Below are 21,052 nucleotides of genomic sequence, written 5' to 3'. Positions count from 1 at the left end.
ACCTGACTTACTTTAGTGTGAGACTCTTGATACTTTCGCTATCTGATCCGAGGATCAGCTCGCTTCCATCAAGCGCCCACACTTATCGGCTGTTAATTTTTAAAGAGCGTTTCTGCGAGGAACTTCGCGTTTCTCAGCAGCGCTGCGTTTTCAGCAGCAGAGAAGCGAGATTATGAACCGTGTTTCGCATTTCGTCAACAACTTTTTTAACTACATCGTTGCGACTGCGGGGTTCAACTTCCAGGCCAGTAGCGCGCTCCAGACTTCAGCACACCGCCAACCTTGCTTCCCTCTTCCGCGCCGTGTTTCCGTTAGCGCGAAAGAGGCGTGATTCTAAGCACCCGCCTCCAACTACGCAAGCCCCTTTGTGAAAATATTTTGAAAAAGCCCCCGTGCGCTACCGCGCACGGGGGCTTGGGGCTCGACCGGCCGCGTGACGCCGCCGACCTCCCTGCCGCCGGCAATACTTCTCTCTATATATAGAGGGGCATCACCTGCCGCCCACTGCAGCCTGCAGTTGCTCGACCGGCACTGCGTCGGCCATCGCCGTGTAGCCGGCGTCGCTCGGATGAATGCCGTCGCCGCTGTCGTAGCGACGCTGCAGCACGCTCGGGCGCGCCGGATCGCGCAGCACCGCATCGAAGTCGACCACACCGTCGAACCCGCTACCGCTTCGGATCCACCGGTTCACCTCGAGGCGGATCGCCTCGCGCCCCGCCGGCAGCCCGGCCGGCGTCAGCGTCGCGCCGAAGACCTTCACGCCCTGACGGTGCGCCGCGTCGATCAGCCGGCGGTAGCCGTCGATCAGCGATGCGGCCGTGACCTGCGTATGCGGGTGGTCGCAATCGAGCCCCGCGCGCGGCGGCATCACCGCGAAGTTGATGTCGTTGATCCCGATCAGCACGATCGCCGCCTTCACACCTGCCCGCGACAGTGCATCGCGCTCGAAACGCGACGCCAGCGACGTGCCATAGCACGCCGAGTCGCTGAGCAGCCGGTTCCCGCTGATACCAAGATTCGCGACGCCGATCGACTCCACGCCGGAGGCGGTCAGCCGATGCGCAAGCGCATCCGGCCAGCGGCGATTGCGGTTCACGCTCGAGCGCAGCCCATCGGTGATCGAATCGCCGATCGCGGCTACGCTGGCGCGTGCGGAACCGGTCTCGACTGCGAGCTCGGTCACCCACGCATATTGGGTAAAACGGGTGCGGAACGCGGCGGCGCCCGGATCACTCACGTGATCGCCCGGTACGGACACGTAGTTGAACTGGTTCGACACGCGGTGCCAGACCGTCATCCGCTGGTTCGGCCCCATCTGGAGACTGATCGCATACTGCCGCCCGGCCGCCACGTCGATCGCCACCGGATCGCTTTCGAGTTCCTGGCCCGGCGCAAGCGTCACCGACGCCTTGCCGCCGAACCGGACCGGCACCGCCACACCGCCGGCGAGTGCCGCCCCTTCACCGGCGCGCGCGAGGCTCGCCGCCTCGACGACCAGCGGCGCACGACCGTATGCATTGCTGACGCGGATCCGCGCGGCGCGCCCCGACACCGTCGGATAGACGATCTGGCGCACGGCGCGTCCGGCCACGTCGGGCGCGCGATAGAGCGGCGGCGGTGCGGCAAGGTCGGGAATCGGCTGCAGTGCAGTCGCCCACGCGGCAACCCATCCGGCCGGCGCGGCCGAAGCCGACGCCACGAGCGGCGAGACAAAGACAGCCGCGCCCAACACGGCCGCGGCGATACTGCTTCGGAATGACATCGGCAAAATCCTCGTCGGAAAGCGGGCATTGTGCCGCAGAAGACGCGGCCCACGTGTTGGCCACCCTCACGTCGCCCGATCGCGCCCCAACGTCGCTCGTTTACCCGAGTCTCGCCGCAAATCCGCAAGAAATTTATTAACCGACCGGTCGGTTGGTTTATACTTCGCACACATTCAACCGGACGAGAGCCTCGCCATGTACACGCAATCCCTCGACATCCCCGGCAACGTCGCGCCGCTCGACGCCGCAGCCGAGTCGCCCGAGCAGGCGCGGTTCGATGCGGTCATGGCCGCCGACGGCAAGATCGAGCCGCAGGACTGGATGCCCGATGCCTATCGCAAGACGCTGGTTCGCCAGATCTCGCAGCACGCGCACTCGGAAGTCGTCGGCATGCTGCCCGAAGGCAACTGGATCTCGCGCGCGCCGAGCCTGAAGCGCAAGGCGATCCTGCTCGCGAAGGTCCAGGACGAAGCCGGCCACGGTCTCTATCTTTATAGCGCGGCCGAAACGCTCGGCGTATCGCGCGATTCGCTGATCGACGCGCTGCTCGCCGGCAAGGCGAAATACTCGAGCATCTTCAACTACCCGACGCCGACCTGGGCCGACGTCGGCGTGATCGGCTGGCTCGTCGACGGCGCCGCGATCATGAACCAGATCCCGCTGTGCCGCTGCACGTACGGCCCGTACGCGCGCGCAATGATCCGCGTCTGCAAGGAAGAATCGTTCCACCAGCGCCAGGGTTTCGACGCGCTGCTGTCGATGATGAAGGGCAGCGATGCGCAACGCGCGATGGTTCAGCAGGCCGTGAACCGCTGGTGGTGGCCGGTGCTGATGATGTTCGGCCCGAGCGACGCGGATTCGGTCCACAGCAGCCAGTCCGCGAAATGGGGCATCAAGCGGATCTCGAACGACGACCTGCGGCAGAAGTTCGTCGACGCGACGGTCGACCAGGCGAAGGTGCTCGGCGTGACGCTGCCCGACCCGGACCTGAAGTGGAACGAGGCGCGCGGCCACCACGACTACGGCACGATCGACTGGGACGAATTCTGGCGCGTGGTCAACGGCGACGGCCCGTGCAACAAGGAACGCCTCGCGACCCGCGTGAAAGCGCACGAGGACGGCGCGTGGGTGCGCGAAGCCGCACTCGCCCACGAAGCCAAGCGCCGCGCGCGCGCCGAACAGCACGCCGCCTGAGCGGCGGCACACCATCGAATTCAGGATTCAGGAGAAAGTGATGAACAAGGAATGGCCGATCTGGGAAGTGTTCGTGCGCAGCAAGCAGGGGCTCGACCACAAGCATTGCGGCAGCCTGCACGCCGCCGACGCGTCGATGGCGCTGCGCATGGCGCGCGACGTCTACACGCGCCGCCAGGAAGGCGTGAGCATCTGGGTGGTGCCGTCGTCGGCGATCACCGCGTCGGATCCGAACGAGAAGGCCGAGCTGTTCGAGCCGGCGGGCGACAAGATCTACCGTCACCCGACGTTCTACACGCTGCCCGACGAAGTCAACCACATGTAACGCCCGCGCCATGACGATCACGCCCGAACACCTCTCCTACGTGCTGCGCCTCGCGGACAACACGCTGATCCTCGGTCAGCGCAACGCCGAATGGTGCGGCCACGGCCCGATCCTCGAGGAAGACATCGCGCTCACCAACATGAGCCTCGACCTCATCGGCCAAGCGCGCATGCTGTATACGCATGCGGCCGAACTCGAGCGCCAGCTCACCGGCGCGACGAAGACCGAGGACGACTATGCGTACTTCCGCGCCGAGCGCGAGTTCGCGAACTTCACGCTCGCCGAGCTGCCGCACTACGGCCCGATCGCCGGTACCGCACACGCCGACAAGGACTACGCGGTCACGATCGTGCGCAACTTCCTGTACTCGGCGCTGATGCTTCACGTGTGGAGCGCACTGGAAACGTCGACCGACACGCAGCTCGCCGCGATCGCCGCGAAATCGGTGAAGGAAACCCGCTATCACGTGCAGCACGCACGCGAGTGGCTGGTTCGCCTCGGTGACGGCACCGACGAATCGCACCGTCGTGCGCAGGACGCGCTCGACTACCTGACGCCGTACACGCGCGAATGCTTCGCCGCCGATACGATCGACGATGCGGTCGCCGGCGCGGGCATCGCCCCCGCGCCGGCCGCGCTCGAAGCGGCATGGCGCGCGGACGTCGACGACGCGCTCGCGGAGGCGACGCTCACGCTGCCGGCACCCGTGCAGCACGTGACGACCGGCAAGCAGGGCGAGCACTCGGAACACATGGGCTACCTGCTCGCCGAAATGCAGAGCCTCGCGCGCCAGCATCCCGGCGCGAGCTGGTAACCAGCCGCCCCAACGGAGCCCGACGATGTCCGTCCAGACCGCCCCCGCTCACGCCGTGCCTGCCGCGCGCCACGCCGACCCGCTGCTCGCCCGTGCATGGGACGTGCTCGAAGCCGTGCCCGACCCCGAGATCCCGGTCGTGTCGATCCGCGAGCTCGGCATCCTGCGCGACGTCCGCCGCGCGGACGACGGCCAGCTCGAAGTCGTGATCACGCCGACCTACTCGGGCTGCCCGGCCATGTCGCAGATCGCGGAGGACATCGCCGCCGCGCTGCAAGCCGCCGGCCTGCCGCCGCACCGGATCGAGACGGTGCTCGCGCCCGCCTGGACGACCGACTGGATTACGCAGGAAGCGCGCGACAAGCTGCGCGCGTACGGCATCGCGCCGCCGGTCGGCCAGTGCGGCACCGCCGCGCCGCGGGAGAACGTCGTGCGTTTCGTGCCGCGGCCCGTCGCGGCGCCCGCGTGCCCGCGCTGCGGCTCCGCCCGTACCGAGCGTCTCGCGCAATTCGCGTCCACGGCCTGCAAGGCGCTGTATCGCTGCGTCGACTGCCGCGAACCCTTCGACTACTTCAAACCCTATTAATCGATATGGCGACCCCGCAATTTCATCCGCTGCGTATCCGCGACGTGCGGCCCGAGACCGCCGACGCCGTGACCGTCTCCTTCGACGTGCCGCCCGAGCTACGCGACGCGTACCGCTTCACGCAGGGCCAGTTCGTCACGCTGAAGACCCACATCGACGGCGAGGAAACGCGCCGCTCGTATTCGATCTGTGTCGGCACGACGGACTACGACCGTGACGGCGAACTGCGCATCGGCATCAAGCGCGTGCGCGGCGGCCGCTTCTCGAACTTCGCGTTCGACTCGCTCAAGCCGGGCCACACGATCGACGTGATGACGCCGGACGGCCGGTTCTTCACGCACCTGAACGCCGACCACGGCAAGCAGTACGTCGCGTTTTCCGGCGGCTCCGGGATCACGCCGGTGCTCGCGATCGTGAAAACGACGCTCGAACTGGAGCCGCGCAGCACGTTCACGCTGATCTACGGCAACCGCAGCGTCGACGCGATCATGTTCGCGGAGGAGCTCGAGGACCTGAAGAACCGCTACATGAACCGCTTCGTCCTCTATCACGTGCTGTCGGACGACCAGCAGGACGTCGAGCTGTTCAACGGCGTGCTCGACCAGGCGAAATGCGCGGAATTCCTCGGCACGCTGACGCCGGCCGACGCGATCGACGAGGCGTTCATCTGCGGCCCCGCGCCGATGATGGATGCGGCCGAAGCCGCGCTGAAGGCGGCCGGCGTGCCGCAGGCGAAGGTGCATGTCGAGCGCTTCGGCACGCCGCTGCCGCAGGCCGGCGCCCCGATCGTCGAAATCACCGACCAGACGCCGGCGGCCGACCTGGAAATCGTGCTCGACGGCAAGAAGCGCAAGCTGCGGCTGCCGTACGAAGGCGTGAGCCTGCTCGATATCGGCCTACGCGCGGGCCTCGCGCTGCCGTACGCATGCAAGGGCGGGGTGTGCTGCACGTGCCGGGCGAAAGTGCTCGAAGGCGAAGTTCGGATGGAGAAGAACTACACGCTCGAGGAGCGTGAAGTGAAGGATGGTTTCGTGCTCACGTGCCAGTGCCACCCGATCAGCGACAAGGTCGTCGTGAGCTTCGACGAGCGTTGAGCGACGTCGCGGCGCGGCGCCGGACGGTTTCTCGCCGTCACACATCTCGCTTACACTAGGGGCCGCCGGCCGGCTGGACATCGCAACGTCCGCCCGGCCGGCGGTTTTCTTTTGTTGACGACAGGCCGATGAGTACCATTCATGTGATTCAGGGCGGCACCGCCGCCGAGTCGCTGCGCGAGGCACTCGCGCAAGCCGGACGCGACGAGCTCGTCGTCGGATTGCTCGACGACCTCGGCGTCGGGCCGCTCAAGGGCGCCGACGAGGCACCCGACACGCGCGCCGTCTTCTGGCAGCGCGTGCTCGGCGACCGGATTCCCGACTGGAACGCAGAGATCGAAAGCGAGTTCGCACGCCTCGACCAGCTCGCGATGGATACGGGCCAGGTCGTCGTGTGGCACGCGCCGAGTGTCGGCGACAAGCTGCTGCTGCGCCGCGTCGCCTATCACCTGCGCAACGTCCCGCAACGCCTGAACGAAGTACGGCTGTCGGCCGCCGATCTCGACACCGCGCAGCGCGCGTCGCTGTCACGCACCGACCAGGCATGCGCGACCGGCATGTTCTCGCCCGCGGAACTGGCACGCAAGCGGCCGGTCGCCGCGCCGATCTCGGTACTGCGCATCGGCCGCCTCGCGCTCGAATGGCAGGAGGCGAAGCACCTGAACGCCGAGCTGCGCTACTGGGTCAGTAACACGATCAAGAGCGGCCACTATGCGGATCTCGACGCGCTGATCGTCGCGCGCGCGGAAGCCGACTGGCTGCCCGCGGGGCGCCTCGTCGGCAGCATCATGGCCGACGCCGACCGCGGCGGGCTGTTCGTCAGCGACTCGATCGCCTGGTGGCGCTGCCGCGAGCTCGCGGCAGCCGGCCGACTCGAGCTGCAGGACGACGCGCCCGACGCCCTCTCTTCCACGCAGGTGCGCGCGGCCCGCGCGGCCACCCCGCACCGCTAATCTTCCGTATTCGACCATGGCCCGTACCCGAGCGCCCGACCACGAATCCCAGCGCGAGCAGATCCTCGATCTGGCCGCCGAGAAATTCGCTCAGACGAGCTACCCGAGCACGTCGATGTCCGATCTCGCGACCGCGAGCGGCACGTCGAAGGCACGCCTCTATCACTATTACGAGAGCAAGGAAGCGATCCTGTTCGACCTGCTCGACCGCTACACGAAACGGCTGATGCTGATCATCGCCGAGGTCGAAGGGGCGAGCCAGCGGCGCGGCCTCAGCGAGCGCGATGCGTTCGCGGAGCTCGTGCGCGCGTTCCTCGGCGAGTACGAGACATCGCACAGCCGCCACGTCGCGCTGCTCAACGACGTGAAGTATCTCGAGGACGCGCAGCGCGAAATCGTGCTCGACCGCCAGCGCGACATCGTCGCGGCGTTCACGCGGCAGCTCGCACGTGCGTACCCGGACCGCATCTCGAAGGAAAACCAGACGTCCGTGACGATGATGGTGTTCGGGATGATCAACTGGACGTTCACCTGGCTGAAGCCCGGCGGCCGCCTCGGCTACCGCGACTTCGCCGAGCAGGTGATCGACCTGATCGAACGCGGGCTGTCGACGGCCGCCTGATTGCCGCGCAGCAGCAAACGTTGCGCGACGGGCACACTGCGACCGCCCGCCGCGCATTTCATATGACGAATTTTAAACTCCTTAAAAATCAAATAGATAGCCAATTAACTAAGCAGATTTAGAATTCATCCTCCAGCTTAAACATCGTTAAATACGGGTTTTCCCCAATCCGGGGGCTGACGGTCGGGTAAAATGCTGTTGCATTGCACAACCCGCTGTACGGTCACACATTGAGGAACCCACGATGAACACGCAATTCAACGGCACTGCCGATGTCGTCGGCAACGCCGGTAGTGCGCCGGTTCTCGTCAGGGAACTGGCTTCCAAAGACCGTGAGCAAATGCTCACCCACTTTCTCTCGCTCGACGAAGAGGACCGCCTGCTGCGCTTCGGCCAGATGGTGCCCGACCACGTGATCGAGAACTATGTCCGCACGATCGACTTCGGCCGCGACACCGTGTTCGGCGTGTTCGACCACGACCTCGAACTGATCGGCGTCGGCCACCTGGCCTACCTGCCGGCCGAGGGCGACAAGCGCACGGCCGAATTCGGCGTGTCGGTGCTCGAAAGCGCACGCGGCCGCGGCGTCGGCTCGAAGCTGTTCGAGCGCGCGGCGATCCGCAGCCGCAACACGCACGTGACGATGCTGTACATGCACTGCCTGTCGCGTAACGCGACGATGATGCACATCGCGAAGAAATCCGGGATGCGGATCGAGTATGCGTACGGCGAAGCCGATGCGTACCTGTCGCTGCCGCCGGCCGACCACTCGACGATCATCGCCGAGATGCTGCAGGAGCAGGCCGCGGTGTTCGACTACGCGATGAAGCGCCAGGCGCGCCGCACCACAAAGTTCATCGAATCGCTGATGCCCGCCGCGCTGACGGCGTAACTTCAGCCAGCCGGGCCGCGCCTGCTGCGCGCCCGGCCTCCCCCTTCCCCGCCGCGCACTAGCGCACCGAACGAATCGGCAACGCCGTCGTTTCCTTGAAGCATTCGAGCGAAAAGCTCGTCTTCACGTCGATCACCGACGGGTGATGCAGCAAATGCTCCTGCACGAAGCGGGAGAAATGCGCCATGTCCTCGACCTGCACACGCAGCAGGTAATCCATATCCCCCGTCATCGCGTGGCACGCGACCACTTCCGGCCAGGTCTGCACGGCCGCGCGAAACAGCTCCGCATGGGTCGCGCCCGCGCGCGCCGACGTTTCGTCGGCCCGGACCGGCGCCAGGCCGCCGCGCTTCTCGAGCCGTACGCTCACGTACGCGAGCAGGTCGAGCCCGAGCTTCTGCGGATTCAGCAGCGCGACATAGCCGGTAATCACGCCGATCTCCTCGAGCCGCCGGATCCGCCGCAGACACGGACTCGGCGACAGGTTCACGCGCTCGGCGATCTCCTGATTCGACAGGCGCCCGTTCTCCTGAAGAATCGCGAGAATCCGCCGGTCGATGGCATCCAATTCGGCTTGCGCCATCTTCTGCCCTCCAATGAATGGTTTGAGACTGGAAATTGCGCCATCGTAAGTTCAGGCAATTAAGTTCGCAAGTTTACGCTCGCGGCTGCCCGCTACACTCTGTCGCACGTACCGAGTCGTCGCGCACGCCGCCGCGTGTGCCACGTTCGACATCGAACCACGCCGGGTATGCGCACACCGCCCCGGCCGATCGCCCCCACAGGAGACACGCCATGCAGATCCCGAACTGGGACAACCCCGTCGGCACCGACGGCTTCGAATTCATCGAATACACGGCACCGGACCCGAAAGCGCTCGGACAACTGTTCGAACGGATGGGTTTCACCGCGATCGCGCGCCACCGCCACAAGGACGTGACGGTGTACCGCCAGGGCGACATCAACTTCATCATCAACGCCGAACCCGATTCGTTCGCGCAACGCTTCGCACGCCTGCATGGCCCGTCGATCTGCGCAATCGCGTTCCGCGTGCAGGACGCCGCGAAGGCGTACAAGCACGCGCTGGAACTCGGCGCCTGGGGCTTCGACAACAAGACGGGCCCGATGGAGCTGAATATCCCGGCGATCAAGGGCATCGGCGATTCGCTGATCTACTTCGTCGACCGCTGGCGCGGCAAGAACGGCGCGCAGCCGGGCGCAATCGGCGACATCAGCATCTACGACGTCGATTTCGAGCCGATCGCCGGCGCGACCCCGAACCCGGTCGGCCACGGCCTCACCTATATCGACCACCTGACGCACAACGTGCATCGCGGCCGCATGCAGGAATGGGCCGAGTTCTACGAGCGCCTGTTCAACTTCCGCGAAGTGCGCTACTTCGACATCGAAGGCAAGGTGACGGGCGTGAAGTCGAAGGCGATGACGTCGCCGTGCGGCAAGATCCGCATCCCGATCAACGAGGAAGGCTCGGATACGGCCGGCCAGATCCAGGAATACCTCGACGCGTACCACGGCGAAGGCATCCAGCACATCGCGCTCGGCGCGAGCGACATCTACCAGGCGGTCGACGGCCTGCGCAGCAAGGAAGTGAAGCTGCTCGACACGATCGACACGTATTACGAACTGGTCGATCGCCGCGTACCGGACCACGGCGAATCGCTGGAAGAACTGAAGAAGCGCAAGATCCTGATCGACGGCGCGCGCGACGACCTGCTGCTGCAGATCTTCACCGAGAACCAGATCGGGCCGATCTTCTTCGAGATCATCCAGCGCAAGGGCAACCAGGGCTTCGGTGAAGGCAACTTCAAGGCGCTGTTCGAATCGATCGAACTCGACCAGATCCGTCGCGGCGTCGTGCAGGACAAGGCCTGACGCATCCGGCGGGCGGCTGCCCGGGGCAACCCGGCAGCCCGCACGATCCGGCGGCACAAAGAAAAAGGGCGGGAATCCTTGGATTCCCGCCCTTTTTGCATTCCGGCGCGGCCCGCAGGCCGCGCGACCGGATCAACGCGCGTTCGCCTTCGACGCGACGGCGCGCTCGGCCGACGGCTGCGCGACGGCGTCCTGGGCCGGCACGATCTGCTGCATCTGCGCGCCGGCTGCCGCCAGTGCGCTCGCGCCTCGCGCGTGCGCCGGGCCCGTCATCGAGAAAAACGCGGCGGACACGATCAGGAAACTCTGGATATGACGTGTGTTCATTGCACCTCCTGTAAAACTGCCGGCGCCTCCCCGATTGCGTGGAAACAAGCCAACGCGACCGGGCACCTCCGGCAGGCCGACAAGATTAACGGCATTTGCCCGCAGATGAACCCGGCTTTACATGCTTTTACATGATGTAACGCATGGTTCCGCCCTGTTTTTCTGATGCGCCGCCGCAATTCCCCCGCGTTCCAACCGATGGGCGGCGGGTTTGCCCCAGTGCTACCATCGCTCAAAACCGGCCAATATGCCGGCCACTGCCGACGCGTCCACAAGATGCCCGAAGCAGTCGAGTTTTGGTGATCCCAAACTGGGTGGAGGAGACTGTTAATGAATGCCCCGCTAGACGCAGGCCAACGCGCGTCCCTGGAAGCCGCGCTGAAGTCCGTCACGCTTGATGACAAATACACACTGGAACGCGGTCGCGCGTACATGAGCGGCATCCAGGCCCTCGTGCGCCTGCCGATGCTCCAGCAGGAACGCGACCGTGCCGCCGGTCTCAATACCGCCGGTTTCATCTCCGGCTATCGCGGTTCGCCGCTCGGCGGCCTCGATCTGTCGCTCTGGAAAGCCAAGCAGCACCTGGCAGCCCACCAGATCGTCTTCCAGCCCGGCCTCAACGAAGATCTCGCCGCCACCGCCGTGTGGGGCTCGCAGCAAGTCAACCTGTACCCCGGCGCGAAGCACGACGGCGTGTTCGGCATGTGGTACGGCAAGGGCCCGGGCGTCGACCGCACGGGCGACGTATTCAAGCACGCGAACTCGGCCGGCTCGTCGCAGCACGGCGGCGTGCTGGTGCTCGCCGGTGACGACCACGCGGCGAAATCGTCGACGCTCGCGCACCAGTCCGAGCACATCTTCAAGGCCTGCGGGCTGCCGGTGCTGTTCCCGTCCAACGTGCAGGAATATCTCGATTTTGGCCTGCACGGCTGGGCAATGAGCCGCTACTCGGGCCTGTGGGTCGCGCTCAAGTGCGTGACGGACGTGGTCGAATCGTCGGCATCGGTCGACATCGACCCGCATCGTACCGAGATCGTGCTGCCGACCGACTTCATCCTGCCGGACGGCGGGCTGAACATCCGCTGGCCCGACCCGCCGCTCGTGCAGGAAGCACGGCTGCTCGACTACAAGTGGTACGCGGCGCTCGCCTATGTGCGCGCGAACAAGCTCGACCGCATCGAGATCGATTCGCCGCACGCGCGCTTCGGGATCATGACCGGCGGCAAGGCGTACCTCGACGTGCGCCAGGCGCTGACCGACCTCGGCCTCGACGATGAAACCTGCGCGCGGATCGGCATCCGGCTCTACAAGGTCGGCTGCGTGTGGCCGCTCGAAGCGCAGGGCGCGCAGGCGTTCGCGCGCGGCCTCGACGAAATCCTGGTGGTCGAGGAAAAGCGCCAGATCCTCGAATACGCGATCAAGGAAGAGCTGTACAACTGGCCCGATGGCCAGCGGCCGCGCGTGTTCGGCAAGTTCGACGAAAAGGACGGCGCCGGCGGCGAATGGTCAGTGCCGATGGGCAACTGGCTGCTGCCCGCGCACTACGAGCTGTCGCCCGCGATCATCGCGAAGGCGATCGCGACGCGCCTCGAGAAGTTCGAGCTGCCGTCCGACGTGCGCGCACGCATCGCCGCGCGGCTCGCGGTGATCACCGCGAAGGAAATGGCGCTCGCGAAGCCGCACGTGCAGACCGAGCGCAAGCCGTGGTTCTGCTCGGGCTGCCCGCACAACACGTCGACCAACGTGCCGGAAGGCTCGCGCGCGATCGCCGGCATCGGCTGCCACTACATGACCGTGTGGATGGACCGCAGCACGAGCACCTTCAGCCAGATGGGCGGCGAAGGCGTGCCGTGGATCGGCCAGGCGCCGTTCACGGACGAGAAGCACGTGTTCGCGAACCTCGGCGACGGCACCTATTTCCACTCGGGCCTGCTGGCGGTGCGCGCGGCGATCTCGTCGAAGGCGAACATCACCTACAAGATCCTCTACAACGACGCCGTCGCGATGACGGGCGGCCAGCCGGTCGACGGCGTGCTGACGGTGCCGCAGATCACGCACCAGCTCGCGTCGGAAGGCGCGAAGAAGATCGTGATCGTCACCGACGAGCCGGAGAAGTACGACAGCCAGAAGACGCTGCTCGCGCCGGGCGTGACGATCCATCACCGCGACCAGCTCGACGACGTGCAGCGCGAGCTGCGCGAGATCGAAGGCACGACGATCCTGATCTACGACCAGACCTGCGCGACCGAGAAACGCCGCCGCCGCAAACGCGGCACGTATCCGGACCCGGCGAAGCGCGTCGTGATCAACGAAGCAGTGTGCGAAGGCTGCGGCGACTGCTCGGTGCAGTCGAACTGCCTGTCGGTCGAGCCGCTGGAAACCGAATTCGGCACGAAGCGCCAGATCAACCAGTCGAGCTGCAACAAGGACTTCTCGTGCGTGAAGGGCTTCTGCCCGAGCTTCGTCACGGTCGAGGGCGGTCAGTTGAAGAAGCCGAAGGCCGTGTCGGTCGACGGCAACGCACTGCCACCGATCCCTGAACCGACGCTGCCGGACATCGACCGCGCATACGGCGTGCTCGTCACGGGCGTTGGCGGTACGGGCGTCGTCACGATCGGCGCGCTGCTCGGGATGGCCGCGCACCTCGAGAACAAGGGCGTGACCGTGCTCGACGTCACCGGCCTCGCGCAGAAGGGCGGCGCCGTGATGAGCCACGTGCAGATCTCGCACGCGCCGACCGACATCCACGCAACCCGGATCGCGATGGGCGAAGCCGACCTCGTGATCGGCTGCGACGCGATCGTCACGGCCGGCGACGAGTGCACGTCGCGGATGCGGCACGACACGACGCGCGTGGTCGTCAACAGCGCGCAGACGCCGACCGCCGAGTTCATCAAGAACCCGAACTGGGCGTTCCCGGGCCTGTCCGCCGAAAACGACATCCGCGCAGCAGCCGGCGAAGCCGTCGATTTCATCGACGCGAACCGCTTCGCGGTCGCGCTGCTCGGCGATGCGATCTACACGAACCCGTTCGTGCTCGGCTACGCGTGGCAGAAAGGCTGGCTGCCGCTCACGCTCGCGTCGCTCGTCCGCGCGATCGAGCTGAATGCGGTATCGGTCGAGAAGAACCGTGCGGCCTTCGACTGGGGCCGCCGCGCCGCGCACGACCTGGCGAGCGTGAAGCAGGCCGCGGCCGGCGACGCGCGCCCCGCGCAAGGCGCCACGGTGATCGCGCTGCACACGAAGAAGGCGGTCGATGCCCTGATCGCGAAGCGTGTGGAATTCCTCACCGCGTACCAGAATGCCGCGTACGCATCGCGCTATGCGGCATTCGTCGACAAGGTGCGCGCGGCCGAGCGCGCACTGGCAGACGGCGACACGGTGCAGGAGCAGTTGACCGAAGCGGTCGCGCGCAACCTGTTCAAGCTGATGGCGTACAAGGACGAATACGAGGTCGCACGGCTGCAGTCCGACCCGGCGTTCCTCGCGCGCCTGACCGCGCAGTTCGAAGGCGACTGGAAGCTGAAATTCCACCTCGCGCCGCCGCTGTTCGCAAAGACGGATGCACACGGCCATCTCGTGAAGAAGGCGTACGGCCCGTGGATGATGTCGGCGTTCCGGCTGCTCGCGAAGGCGAAGTTCCTGCGCGGCACCGGGCTCGACCCGTTCGGCCGTACCGAGGAGCGTCGCACCGAGCGCGCGCTGATCGGCGAGTACGAAGCGCTGATCGGCGAGGTGCTCGGAAAGCTGAACGCGGCCAACCGCCCGCTCGCCCTCGAGCTCGCGGCGCTGCCGGACGGCATTCGCGGCTATGGCCACGTGAAGGAGAACAACCTGCGCGCGGTACGCCAGAAGTGGAACACGCTGCTCGCGAAGTGGCGTGCGCCGGCCGGCGGCCAGTCGCACCAGCAGGTCGCGTAACGGCACGCGGCGGGCATTCGCGGTCAGGATGCCCGCCGGCGAGCGGCTACCGGCTCACGTCACAATAAAAAAACGCCACGGAACGCAGGTTCCGTGGCGTTTTTCATTGCGCCGCGCGTGAAGCGCGGCACACGCGGGCGTGGACTTACTTCGTGTTCACGTTCGCGGCGGCAACCGCCGTCATGTTGATGATCCGGCGCACGGTCGCGGCCGGCGTCAGGATGTGAGCCGGCTTCGCTGCGCCGAGCAGGAACGGGCCAACCGTCACGCCTTCGCCGCCGACCATCTTCAGCAGGTTGTACGCGATGTTTGCCGCTTCGACGTTCGGCATGATCAGCAGGTTCGCTTCGCCCGACAGGGTCGTGCCAGGGAAGGCCTGCTTGCGGATCATTTCCGACAGCGCCGCGTCGCCGTGCATTTCGCCGTCGACTTCGAGGTTCGGTGCGCGTTCGACGATCAGCTTGCGGGCCTCGCCCATCCGGCGCGACGACGACGACGGCGCGCTGCCGAAGTTCGAGTTCGACAACAGTGCAGCCTTCGGCGCGATGCCGAAGCGCTCGATCTCGGCCGCGGCCTGGATCGTCATGTCGGCGAGCTGTTCGGCGCTCGGCAGCTCGTTCACGTACGTATCGCACACGAACAGGTTGCGGCCCGGCAGCATCAGCAGGTTCATCGCTGCAAAGTGCTCGGCGCCCTTCGCGCGGCCCAGCACCTGCTCGATGAACTTCAGGTGGCTGTGGAACGTGTCGATCATCCCGCAGATCATCCCGTCCGCGTCGCCCAGGTGCACGAGCATCGCGCCGATCAGCGTGTTGAACTTGCGCATCGCGGCCTTCGCGACTTCCGGCGTCACGCCGTCACGCGCGCCGATCTCCTGATACGCCTGCCAGTAGCGGTGGTAGCGCGCATCGTCTTCCGGATCGACGATTTCGAAATCGGTGCCGGCCTTCAGCTTCGAGCCGATCTTCGCGAGGCGCATGTCGATGACCGACGGACGGCCGACGAGGATCGGCTTCGCGATCTTTTCCTGCAGCACGAACTGCGCGGCGCGCAGCACGCGCTCGTCTTCACCCTCGGCGAACACGATGCGGGCCTGCTTCTGCTTCGCGGTCGCGAACACCGGGCGCATCACCATGCCGGTGCGGTAGACGGTCGCACCGAGCTGCTCGCGGTATGCGTCCATGTCCTGGATCGGACGGGTGGCGACGCCCGAATCCATTGCGGCTTGCGCGACGGCCGGCGCGATCTTGATGATCAGGCGCGGGTCGAACGGCTTCGGAATCAGGTAGTCCGGCCCGAATTCGAGCGAGTGGCCTTCATACGCCTTCGCGACTTCTTCGCTCTGGTCGGTTTCCTGCGCCAGCTCGGCGATCGCGCGCACGCATGCGAGCTTCATTTCTTCCGTGATCGTCGTCGCGCCGACGTCGAGCGCGCCGCGGAAGATGAACGGGAAGCACAGCACGTTGTTGACCTGGTTCGGGTAGTCCGAACGGCCGGTCGCGACGATCGCGTCCGGGCGCACGGCCTTCGCGTCTTCCGGGCGGATTTCCGGCTCCGGGTTCGCGAGCGCCAGGATCAGCGGGCGATCGCCCATCGTCTTGACCATGTCCTGCTTCAGCACGCCCGCGCTCGAGCAGCCGAGGAACACGTCCGCACCGACGATCGCGTCGGCGAGCGTGCGTGCGTCGGTGGTCGCCGCATAGCGCTGCTTCGACGGGTCGAGGTTGCCGCGCCCTTCGTAGATCACGCCCTTCGAATCGGCGACGAGGATGTTCGCCTTGGTCAGGCCGAGGTTCACCAGCAGGTCCAGACACGCGATCGCCGCAGCGCCCGCGCCCGAACACACGAGCTTCACTTCGGACAGCTTCTTGCCGACGACCTTCAGGCCGTTCAGGATCGCAGCCGACGCGATGATCGCGGTGCCGTGCTGGTCATCGTGGAAGACGGGGATCTTCATGCGCTCGCGCAGCTTCTGCTCGATGTAGAAACATTCCGGCGCCTTGATGTCCTCGAGGTTGATGCCGCCGAGCGTCGGCTCGAGCATCGCGATCGCCTCGACGAGCTTGTCGGGGTCGGACTCCGACAGTTCGATGTCGAACACGTCGATGCCCGCGAATTTCTTGAAGAGGCAGCCCTTGCCTTCCATCACCGGCTTCGCGGCGAGCGGGCCGATGTTGCCGAGGCCGAGCACGGCGGTGCCGTTCGTGATGACGCCGACGAGGTTGCCGCGCGACGTGTACTTCTGCGCGTCGAGCGGATCGGCGTGGATCGCTTCGCACGCAGCGGCGACGCCCGGCGAATACGCGAGCGACAGATCCAGCTGGTTCGACAGCGGCTTGGTCGGGGTGACCGAAATCTTGCCGGGTTTCGGGTTCAGGTGATAAGCCAGTGCGGCCTGCTTCAGTTGTTCGTCCATGATTGACCTGCGAGAGACATGCGAAATATTGACGGTTCAGTACGCTGCACCTTCGGCCGCGTCTGCTTGAATCGAGAGGGTGATCGACTGCGAGACGGCACGCGACGCGCCGGGTCGGCACGCCATCGAACCTTGGCGGGTGGCAAGAGAAAAGTACAAAGTACTGAACGATTTCTAAGGGTCGCCTAGTGTACACCCCCTAAATGACGCATGTTGGTGCAGCGCCGCATCCTCCGCATCAGCGCGCGAGCGGTCAGACCCCAGTTGTTTCGCCGGTGGTGAGCCGCGGGGTGAACCCGCGCGAATTCCGCCGAAATCCGGCCTGAATCGGGTAAAATAGCGGGCTACGCGCGCAGCGATGCGATTGGCCCTCCGATCGCGCCCCGGCCCCCTGGGCAGGTTCCCCTTGCTGCGCCACCGGGCCCGCGCCCGCTCTTCGCTCATCACCCAAGGAATGCCCATGACAGGCTACGATCGTCAGTCGATCTCGGATACGACCGCCAAAATCCTGCTCGAAGTACAGGCAGTGCACTTCAATGCAGAAAAACCGTTCATCTTCACGTCCGGCTGGGCAAGCCCCGTCTATATCGACTGCCGCAAGCTGATTTCGTATCCGCGTGTGCGCCGCGCGCTGATGGAAATGGCGGAAACGACGATCATGCGCGACGTCGGCTTCGAGCAGATCGACTCGGTGGCCGGCGGCGAAACGGCCGGTATCCCGTTCGCGGCATGGCTGGCCGACCGGATGATGGTGCCGATGCAGTACGTGCGCAAAAAGCCGAAGGGTTTCGGCCGTAACGCGCAGATCGAAGGCCATCTGGAAGAAGGCTCGCGCGTGCTGCTCGTGGAAGACCTGACGACCGACAGCCGCAGCAAGATCAACTTCGTCAACGCGCTGCGTACCGCGGGCGCGACGGTGAACCACTGCTTCGTGCTGTTCCACTACAACATCTTCAAGGAAAGCGTGTCGGTCCTGAAGGACATCGACGTCGACCTGCACGCGCTCGCCACGTGGTGGGACGTGCTGCGCGTCGCGAAGGCGTCGGGCTACTTCGAGACGAAGACGCTCGACGAAGTCGAGAAATTCCTGCACGCACCGGCCGAGTGGTCGGCTGCGCACGGCGGCGCGACGGCCCCGAAGGAATGACGCCGCGCCGGCCCCCAGGCCGGTGTCCTGGCTGAACAAGCCGCCCGCTTCATCGCGGGCGGCTTTTTTTTCGTCCGTCGATTCGTGCAGAAAGCGATCGCGACCACGGGTCGCGGCGTGCATCGCTCATCGAACCCTAATGCTAGACTTGATCCATCGCTGCCATCAGCTGCGCGGGCAACGCACAACGCCAACAACGCCGGAAGCATCGGTCCGGCCTACGTGACGGGAGAAGCGCCATATGCGTGTGGATCGCCGGATCACTCCGCCTGCGCCAGCGGGTCGCCCGTCGCCGCTCCTCGCCGCCCTCCTTTACGCCGCCCTCCTCACTGCCCTGCCCGCGCATGCGGAAGGCGCGTTCACCGTGACGAGCGACGACCTGACGCCGGGCGGGCGCGTCCGCGCCGCGAACGTGTTCGACCGCGGCGACTGCAAGGGCGGCAATCACTCGCCGCAGCTCGCCTGGCACAACCCGCCGCCCGGCACACGCGGCTACGCGGTCACGCTCTTCGATCCCGACGCGCCGGGGCACGGCTGGTGGCACTGGGCCGTGGCAGGCATTCCGGCAACCGTCACGAGCCTGCCCGCCGACGCGAGCGCGTCCGGCTTCCTGCGGCGCATCGGCGCGAGCGAGGCGCGCAACGACTTCGGGATCGACGGCTACGGCGGCCCGTGCCCGCCGCCCGGCAAGCCGCACCGCTATGTGATCACCGTCTACGCGCTCAAGGGCGACGACCTGCGCGTCGCGCAGGGCCGCCCCGCGCCGATGTTCGAGCACGAGATCGGCACGCTGGCGATCGGCACCGCGCAACTCACGGTCAACTACGGGCAATAGCGAGCGCCGGGCGTCGTGCCTTGCGCGTCGCCGCACTGCGATTGCCTGCCGCCGCGAAATTCCGTCCGCCGCACCCGCTCGTTTTCCCGTCATTTCGGCTTGCTAGACTCGTCGTCACCGGTCGCGGCGCCACGCCGCGCATCCGTCGCGCCGCCCGCCGGCGACGCGTGACGCGGCGCACCTGCGGTCCGCCGTCCCCGTTCCTTTCCGGAGAACGCCTCATGTCGAACATCGTCATCGTCTATCACAGCGGCTACGGTCACACGCAGAAACTGGCCGAGGCCGTTCACACGGGCGCGCAGGACGCCGGCGCGACCGTGCGCCTGCTCGCCGTCGGCGACGTCGACGACGCGGGCTGGGCCGCGCTCGACGCAGCCGACGCGATCGTGTTCGGCGCGCCGACCTACATGGGCGGCCCGTCGGCGCAGTTCAAGCAGTTTGCCGATGCGACGTCGAAAGCGTGGTTCACGCAGAAATGGAAAGACAAGATCGCCGCGGGCTTCACGAACTCCGCGACGATGAACGGCGACAAGTTCTCGACGATTCAATATTTCGTCACGCTGGCGATGCAGCATGGGATGGTGTGGGTCGGCACGAGCCTGATGCCGGCCAACTCGAAGGCGGCCACGCGCAACGACATCAACTACCTGGGCGGCTCGACGGGCCTGCTCGCGCAGTCGCCGGCGGACGCGACGCCCGACGAGGGCCCGCTGCCGGGCGACCTCGAGACCGGGAAGGCGTTCGGCCGGCGGGTCGCCGAAGCGACGGCCCGCTGGGTCGCCGGCCGCAGCTGAGCACGCCCCGGCGCCCGCGCCGCCGGGCGCCAAAGGGACACAAGACGGCCCGCCGGCCGTCTTTTTTTCGCCCCGCGCGGTGCAGGCCCGCCAGATGACGTCTTAAAATGGCGGTTTCAGGGCGCGGGCCCCCGTTTCATTCAGTGAGAGCGAAATGAGCACCAAAGTTTTTGTCGACGGCCAGGAAGGCACGACCGGCCTCAAGATCTTCGAATACCTGTCGGCACGCAGCGACATCGAGATCCTGCGCATCGATGAAGCGAAGCGCAAGGACGTCGAAGAGCGCCGTCGCCTGATCAACGCGTCGGACGTCACGTTCCTGTGCCTGCCGGACGTCGCATCGCGCGAATCGGCCTCGCTCGTCGAGAACCCGAACACGACGCTGATCGACGCGAGCACCGCGTTCCGCACCAGCGCCGACTGGGCATATGGCCTGCCGGAACTGACCCGCTCGCAGCGCGAGAAGATTCGCACGTCGAAGCGCATCGCCGTGCCGGGCTGCCACGCGTCGGCCTTCGTGCTCGCGATGCGTCCGCTCGTCGATGCGGGCATCGTCGCGCCGACGTTCGCCGCGCACAGCTACTCGATCACCGGCTACAGCGGCGGCGGCAAGTCGATGATCGCCGACTACGAAAACGCGGCGCCGGGCGGCAAGCTCGCGAGCCCGCGCCCGTACGCGCTCGGCCTCACGCACAAGCACCTGCCGGAAATGGCCGCGCACACGGGCCTCGCGAACCCGCCGATCTTCACGCCGATCGTCGGCCCGTTCCTGAAGGGTCTCGCGGTGACGACCTACTTCACGCCCGAGCAGCTCGCGAAGCGTGCGACGCCGCAGGACGTGCAGCGCGTGTTCGCCGAGTACTACGCGGACGAAGCATTCGTGCGCGTCGCGCCGTTCGATGCGGACGCGAACCTCGACGGCGGCTTCTTCGATGTGCAGGCGAACAACGACACGAACCGGGTCGACCTGTTCGTGTTCGGCAACGAAGAGCGCTTCGTCACGGTCGCGCGCCTCGACAACCTCGGCAAGGGCGCGTCGGGCGCCGCGATCCAGTGCATGAACCTGAACATCGGCGCGGCCGAGGACGCCGGTCTCAAACGCTGATTCAGCACCGCATGCAATGCAAAGCCGGCCACTGGCCGGCTTTTTATTTACCCGTATCGGGCAATATATAAAAAATTCCGGATCGCGCATTTACAATTATTTACAAGCTTTCCATTGCACGATTACCAGTGAATTAATTCCGCCTCTTCTTTATCCAGTCAATCCCGAATAGGGATATACCGGATACCGCCGCTTTAAACGCTGCCGTTATACGCAGGAAGGCTCTCCGACGGCCTGCCCGGCGTCGCACATCCCCCACTCCGGCAGCTTCCGGCGGCCCGTCTCACGTTTAAATTCTTACCGAATGCCGTGTCAGACAAGGGCGCAAAACACGATACCCGTTTCAATCGCCTTTTTTAGACGGGTTCATC

At 65.9% G+C, this 21,052-nt stretch carries 18 protein-coding genes; 14 read left to right on the top strand and 4 right to left on the bottom strand.

Annotation, left to right across the window (positions count from 1 at the left end):
* Positions 1-490: 490 nt before the first annotated feature.
* A complete protein-coding gene (locus QZM67_RS35845) occupies positions 491-1,762 on the bottom strand; it encodes an SGNH/GDSL hydrolase family protein (protein ID WP_301810732.1) in 1,272 nt (423 codons plus the stop codon).
* A gap of 196 nt (positions 1,763-1,958) precedes the next feature.
* Here QZM67_RS35845 and paaA point away from each other — a divergent pair, with 196 nt between their 5' ends.
* From paaA to QZM67_RS35805, 8 genes are all read left to right on the top strand, one after another.
* On the top strand, positions 1,959-2,957 hold the full coding sequence (paaA, locus tag QZM67_RS35840) for a 1,2-phenylacetyl-CoA epoxidase subunit PaaA (RefSeq protein WP_301810730.1): 999 nt from the start codon (positions 1,959-1,961) through the stop codon (positions 2,955-2,957).
* Between the two features lie 40 nt (positions 2,958-2,997).
* The gene (gene paaB, locus QZM67_RS35835) at positions 2,998-3,282 is read left to right on the top strand and encodes a 1,2-phenylacetyl-CoA epoxidase subunit PaaB (protein ID WP_010092957.1); all 285 of its coding nucleotides are present in this window, start codon (positions 2,998-3,000) and stop codon (positions 3,280-3,282) included.
* Between the two features lie 10 nt (positions 3,283-3,292).
* A complete protein-coding gene (paaC, locus tag QZM67_RS35830) occupies positions 3,293-4,096 on the top strand; it encodes a 1,2-phenylacetyl-CoA epoxidase subunit PaaC (RefSeq protein ID WP_301810729.1) in 804 nt (267 codons plus the stop codon).
* 25 nt (positions 4,097-4,121) lie between these two features.
* The gene (gene paaD, locus QZM67_RS35825) at positions 4,122-4,682 is read left to right on the top strand and encodes a 1,2-phenylacetyl-CoA epoxidase subunit PaaD (RefSeq protein WP_175024261.1); all 561 of its coding nucleotides are present in this window, start codon (positions 4,122-4,124) and stop codon (positions 4,680-4,682) included.
* A gap of 5 nt (positions 4,683-4,687) precedes the next feature.
* Positions 4,688-5,776 carry a 1,2-phenylacetyl-CoA epoxidase subunit PaaE gene (gene paaE / locus QZM67_RS35820; RefSeq protein ID WP_301810727.1) on the top strand — a complete coding sequence of 363 codons (1,089 nt, stop codon included), beginning with the start codon at positions 4,688-4,690 and terminating at the stop codon, positions 5,774-5,776.
* 128 nt (positions 5,777-5,904) lie between these two features.
* Positions 5,905-6,729, top strand: a complete 825-nt coding sequence (locus QZM67_RS35815; protein ID WP_043191883.1) for a DUF1835 domain-containing protein — start codon at positions 5,905-5,907, stop codon at positions 6,727-6,729.
* 16 nt (positions 6,730-6,745) lie between these two features.
* Positions 6,746-7,351: a TetR/AcrR family transcriptional regulator gene (locus QZM67_RS35810; protein WP_175024259.1), complete on the top strand. Its 606-nt coding sequence runs from the start codon at positions 6,746-6,748 to the stop codon at positions 7,349-7,351.
* A gap of 244 nt (positions 7,352-7,595) precedes the next feature.
* Positions 7,596-8,243, top strand: coding sequence for a GNAT family N-acetyltransferase (locus QZM67_RS35805; RefSeq protein WP_164462503.1), 648 nt, complete (start codon positions 7,596-7,598; stop codon positions 8,241-8,243).
* 58 nt (positions 8,244-8,301) lie between these two features.
* Here the strand turns inward: QZM67_RS35805 and QZM67_RS35800 are convergent, their stop codons facing one another.
* A complete protein-coding gene (locus tag QZM67_RS35800; RefSeq protein ID WP_011350656.1) occupies positions 8,302-8,826 on the bottom strand; it encodes an Lrp/AsnC family transcriptional regulator in 525 nt (174 codons plus the stop codon).
* A 212-nt stretch (positions 8,827-9,038) separates the two neighbouring features.
* Between QZM67_RS35800 and hppD the strand changes: the two genes are divergently transcribed.
* The gene (gene hppD / locus QZM67_RS35795) at positions 9,039-10,136 is read left to right on the top strand and encodes a 4-hydroxyphenylpyruvate dioxygenase (RefSeq protein WP_301810724.1); all 1,098 of its coding nucleotides are present in this window, start codon (positions 9,039-9,041) and stop codon (positions 10,134-10,136) included.
* 132 nt (positions 10,137-10,268) lie between these two features.
* On the opposite strand, the gene QZM67_RS35790 is transcribed toward hppD, so the two are convergent.
* Positions 10,269-10,463 carry a hypothetical protein gene (locus QZM67_RS35790; RefSeq protein ID WP_301810722.1) on the bottom strand — a complete coding sequence of 65 codons (195 nt, stop codon included), beginning with the start codon at positions 10,461-10,463 and terminating at the stop codon, positions 10,269-10,271.
* A gap of 330 nt (positions 10,464-10,793) precedes the next feature.
* On the opposite strand from QZM67_RS35790, the gene QZM67_RS35785 reads away from it, so the two are divergent.
* The gene (locus tag QZM67_RS35785) at positions 10,794-14,384 is read left to right on the top strand and encodes an indolepyruvate ferredoxin oxidoreductase family protein (protein WP_301810720.1); all 3,591 of its coding nucleotides are present in this window, start codon (positions 10,794-10,796) and stop codon (positions 14,382-14,384) included.
* A gap of 145 nt (positions 14,385-14,529) precedes the next feature.
* On the opposite strand, the gene QZM67_RS35780 is transcribed toward QZM67_RS35785, so the two are convergent.
* A complete protein-coding gene (locus QZM67_RS35780; RefSeq protein WP_175024256.1) occupies positions 14,530-16,800 on the bottom strand; it encodes an NADP-dependent malic enzyme in 2,271 nt (756 codons plus the stop codon).
* 460 nt (positions 16,801-17,260) lie between these two features.
* On the opposite strand from QZM67_RS35780, the gene QZM67_RS35775 reads away from it, so the two are divergent.
* The 4 genes from QZM67_RS35775 to argC all read left to right on the top strand — a co-directional run bounded on the left by QZM67_RS35775 (position 17,261) and on the right by argC (position 20,681).
* Entirely contained in the window at positions 17,261-17,947 is a 687-nt protein-coding gene (locus QZM67_RS35775; protein ID WP_006752465.1) for an orotate phosphoribosyltransferase, read from the top strand.
* 241 nt (positions 17,948-18,188) lie between these two features.
* Positions 18,189-18,782: a YbhB/YbcL family Raf kinase inhibitor-like protein gene (locus QZM67_RS35770; RefSeq protein WP_175024255.1), complete on the top strand. Its 594-nt coding sequence runs from the start codon at positions 18,189-18,191 to the stop codon at positions 18,780-18,782.
* A 221-nt stretch (positions 18,783-19,003) separates the two neighbouring features.
* Positions 19,004-19,576 carry a flavodoxin family protein gene (locus tag QZM67_RS35765; protein ID WP_089449728.1) on the top strand — a complete coding sequence of 191 codons (573 nt, stop codon included), beginning with the start codon at positions 19,004-19,006 and terminating at the stop codon, positions 19,574-19,576.
* Positions 19,577-19,730: 154 nt separating this feature from the next.
* Positions 19,731-20,681 carry an N-acetyl-gamma-glutamyl-phosphate reductase gene (gene argC / locus QZM67_RS35760; protein WP_301810718.1) on the top strand — a complete coding sequence of 317 codons (951 nt, stop codon included), beginning with the start codon at positions 19,731-19,733 and terminating at the stop codon, positions 20,679-20,681.
* Positions 20,682-21,052 lie beyond the last annotated feature (371 nt).

Origin of the sequence: Burkholderia sp. AU45251, from assembly GCF_030482905.1 — a bacterium.
Lineage (GTDB): Bacteria > Pseudomonadota > Gammaproteobacteria > Burkholderiales > Burkholderiaceae > Burkholderia > Burkholderia aenigmatica.
Note: the sequence above shows the minus strand (reverse complement) of the source record. Positions and strands in the feature narration are given on the sequence as shown.

Excerpts from the sequence above, each read along its gene's own strand:
- QZM67_RS35775 (WP_006752465.1), top strand. The coding sequence starts at position 17,261 with ATGACAGGCTACGATCGTCAGTCGATCTCGGATACGACCGCCAAAATC.
- QZM67_RS35815 (WP_043191883.1), top strand. The coding sequence starts at position 5,905 with ATGAGTACCATTCATGTGATTCAGGGCGGCACCGCCGCCGAGTCGCTG.
- QZM67_RS35790 (WP_301810722.1), bottom strand. The coding sequence starts at position 10,463 with ATGAACACACGTCATATCCAGAGTTTCCTGATCGTGTCCGCCGCGTTT.
- QZM67_RS35765 (WP_089449728.1), top strand. The coding sequence starts at position 19,004 with ATGTCGAACATCGTCATCGTCTATCACAGCGGCTACGGTCACACGCAG.
- QZM67_RS35810 (WP_175024259.1), top strand. The coding sequence starts at position 6,746 with ATGGCCCGTACCCGAGCGCCCGACCACGAATCCCAGCGCGAGCAGATC.
- argC (WP_301810718.1), top strand. The coding sequence starts at position 19,731 with ATGAGCACCAAAGTTTTTGTCGACGGCCAGGAAGGCACGACCGGCCTC.
- QZM67_RS35785 (WP_301810720.1), top strand. The coding sequence starts at position 10,794 with ATGAATGCCCCGCTAGACGCAGGCCAACGCGCGTCCCTGGAAGCCGCG.
- paaD (WP_175024261.1), top strand. The coding sequence starts at position 4,122 with ATGTCCGTCCAGACCGCCCCCGCTCACGCCGTGCCTGCCGCGCGCCAC.
- QZM67_RS35780 (WP_175024256.1), bottom strand. The coding sequence starts at position 16,800 with ATGGACGAACAACTGAAGCAGGCCGCACTGGCTTATCACCTGAACCCG.
- hppD (WP_301810724.1), top strand. The coding sequence starts at position 9,039 with ATGCAGATCCCGAACTGGGACAACCCCGTCGGCACCGACGGCTTCGAA.
- paaA (WP_301810730.1), top strand. The coding sequence starts at position 1,959 with ATGTACACGCAATCCCTCGACATCCCCGGCAACGTCGCGCCGCTCGAC.
- QZM67_RS35800 (WP_011350656.1), bottom strand. The coding sequence starts at position 8,826 with ATGGCGCAAGCCGAATTGGATGCCATCGACCGGCGGATTCTCGCGATT.
- paaE (WP_301810727.1), top strand. The coding sequence starts at position 4,688 with ATGGCGACCCCGCAATTTCATCCGCTGCGTATCCGCGACGTGCGGCCC.
- paaB (WP_010092957.1), top strand. The coding sequence starts at position 2,998 with ATGAACAAGGAATGGCCGATCTGGGAAGTGTTCGTGCGCAGCAAGCAG.
- QZM67_RS35805 (WP_164462503.1), top strand. The coding sequence starts at position 7,596 with ATGAACACGCAATTCAACGGCACTGCCGATGTCGTCGGCAACGCCGGT.
- QZM67_RS35770 (WP_175024255.1), top strand. The coding sequence starts at position 18,189 with ATGCGTGTGGATCGCCGGATCACTCCGCCTGCGCCAGCGGGTCGCCCG.
- QZM67_RS35845 (WP_301810732.1), bottom strand. The coding sequence starts at position 1,762 with ATGTCATTCCGAAGCAGTATCGCCGCGGCCGTGTTGGGCGCGGCTGTC.
- paaC (WP_301810729.1), top strand. The coding sequence starts at position 3,293 with ATGACGATCACGCCCGAACACCTCTCCTACGTGCTGCGCCTCGCGGAC.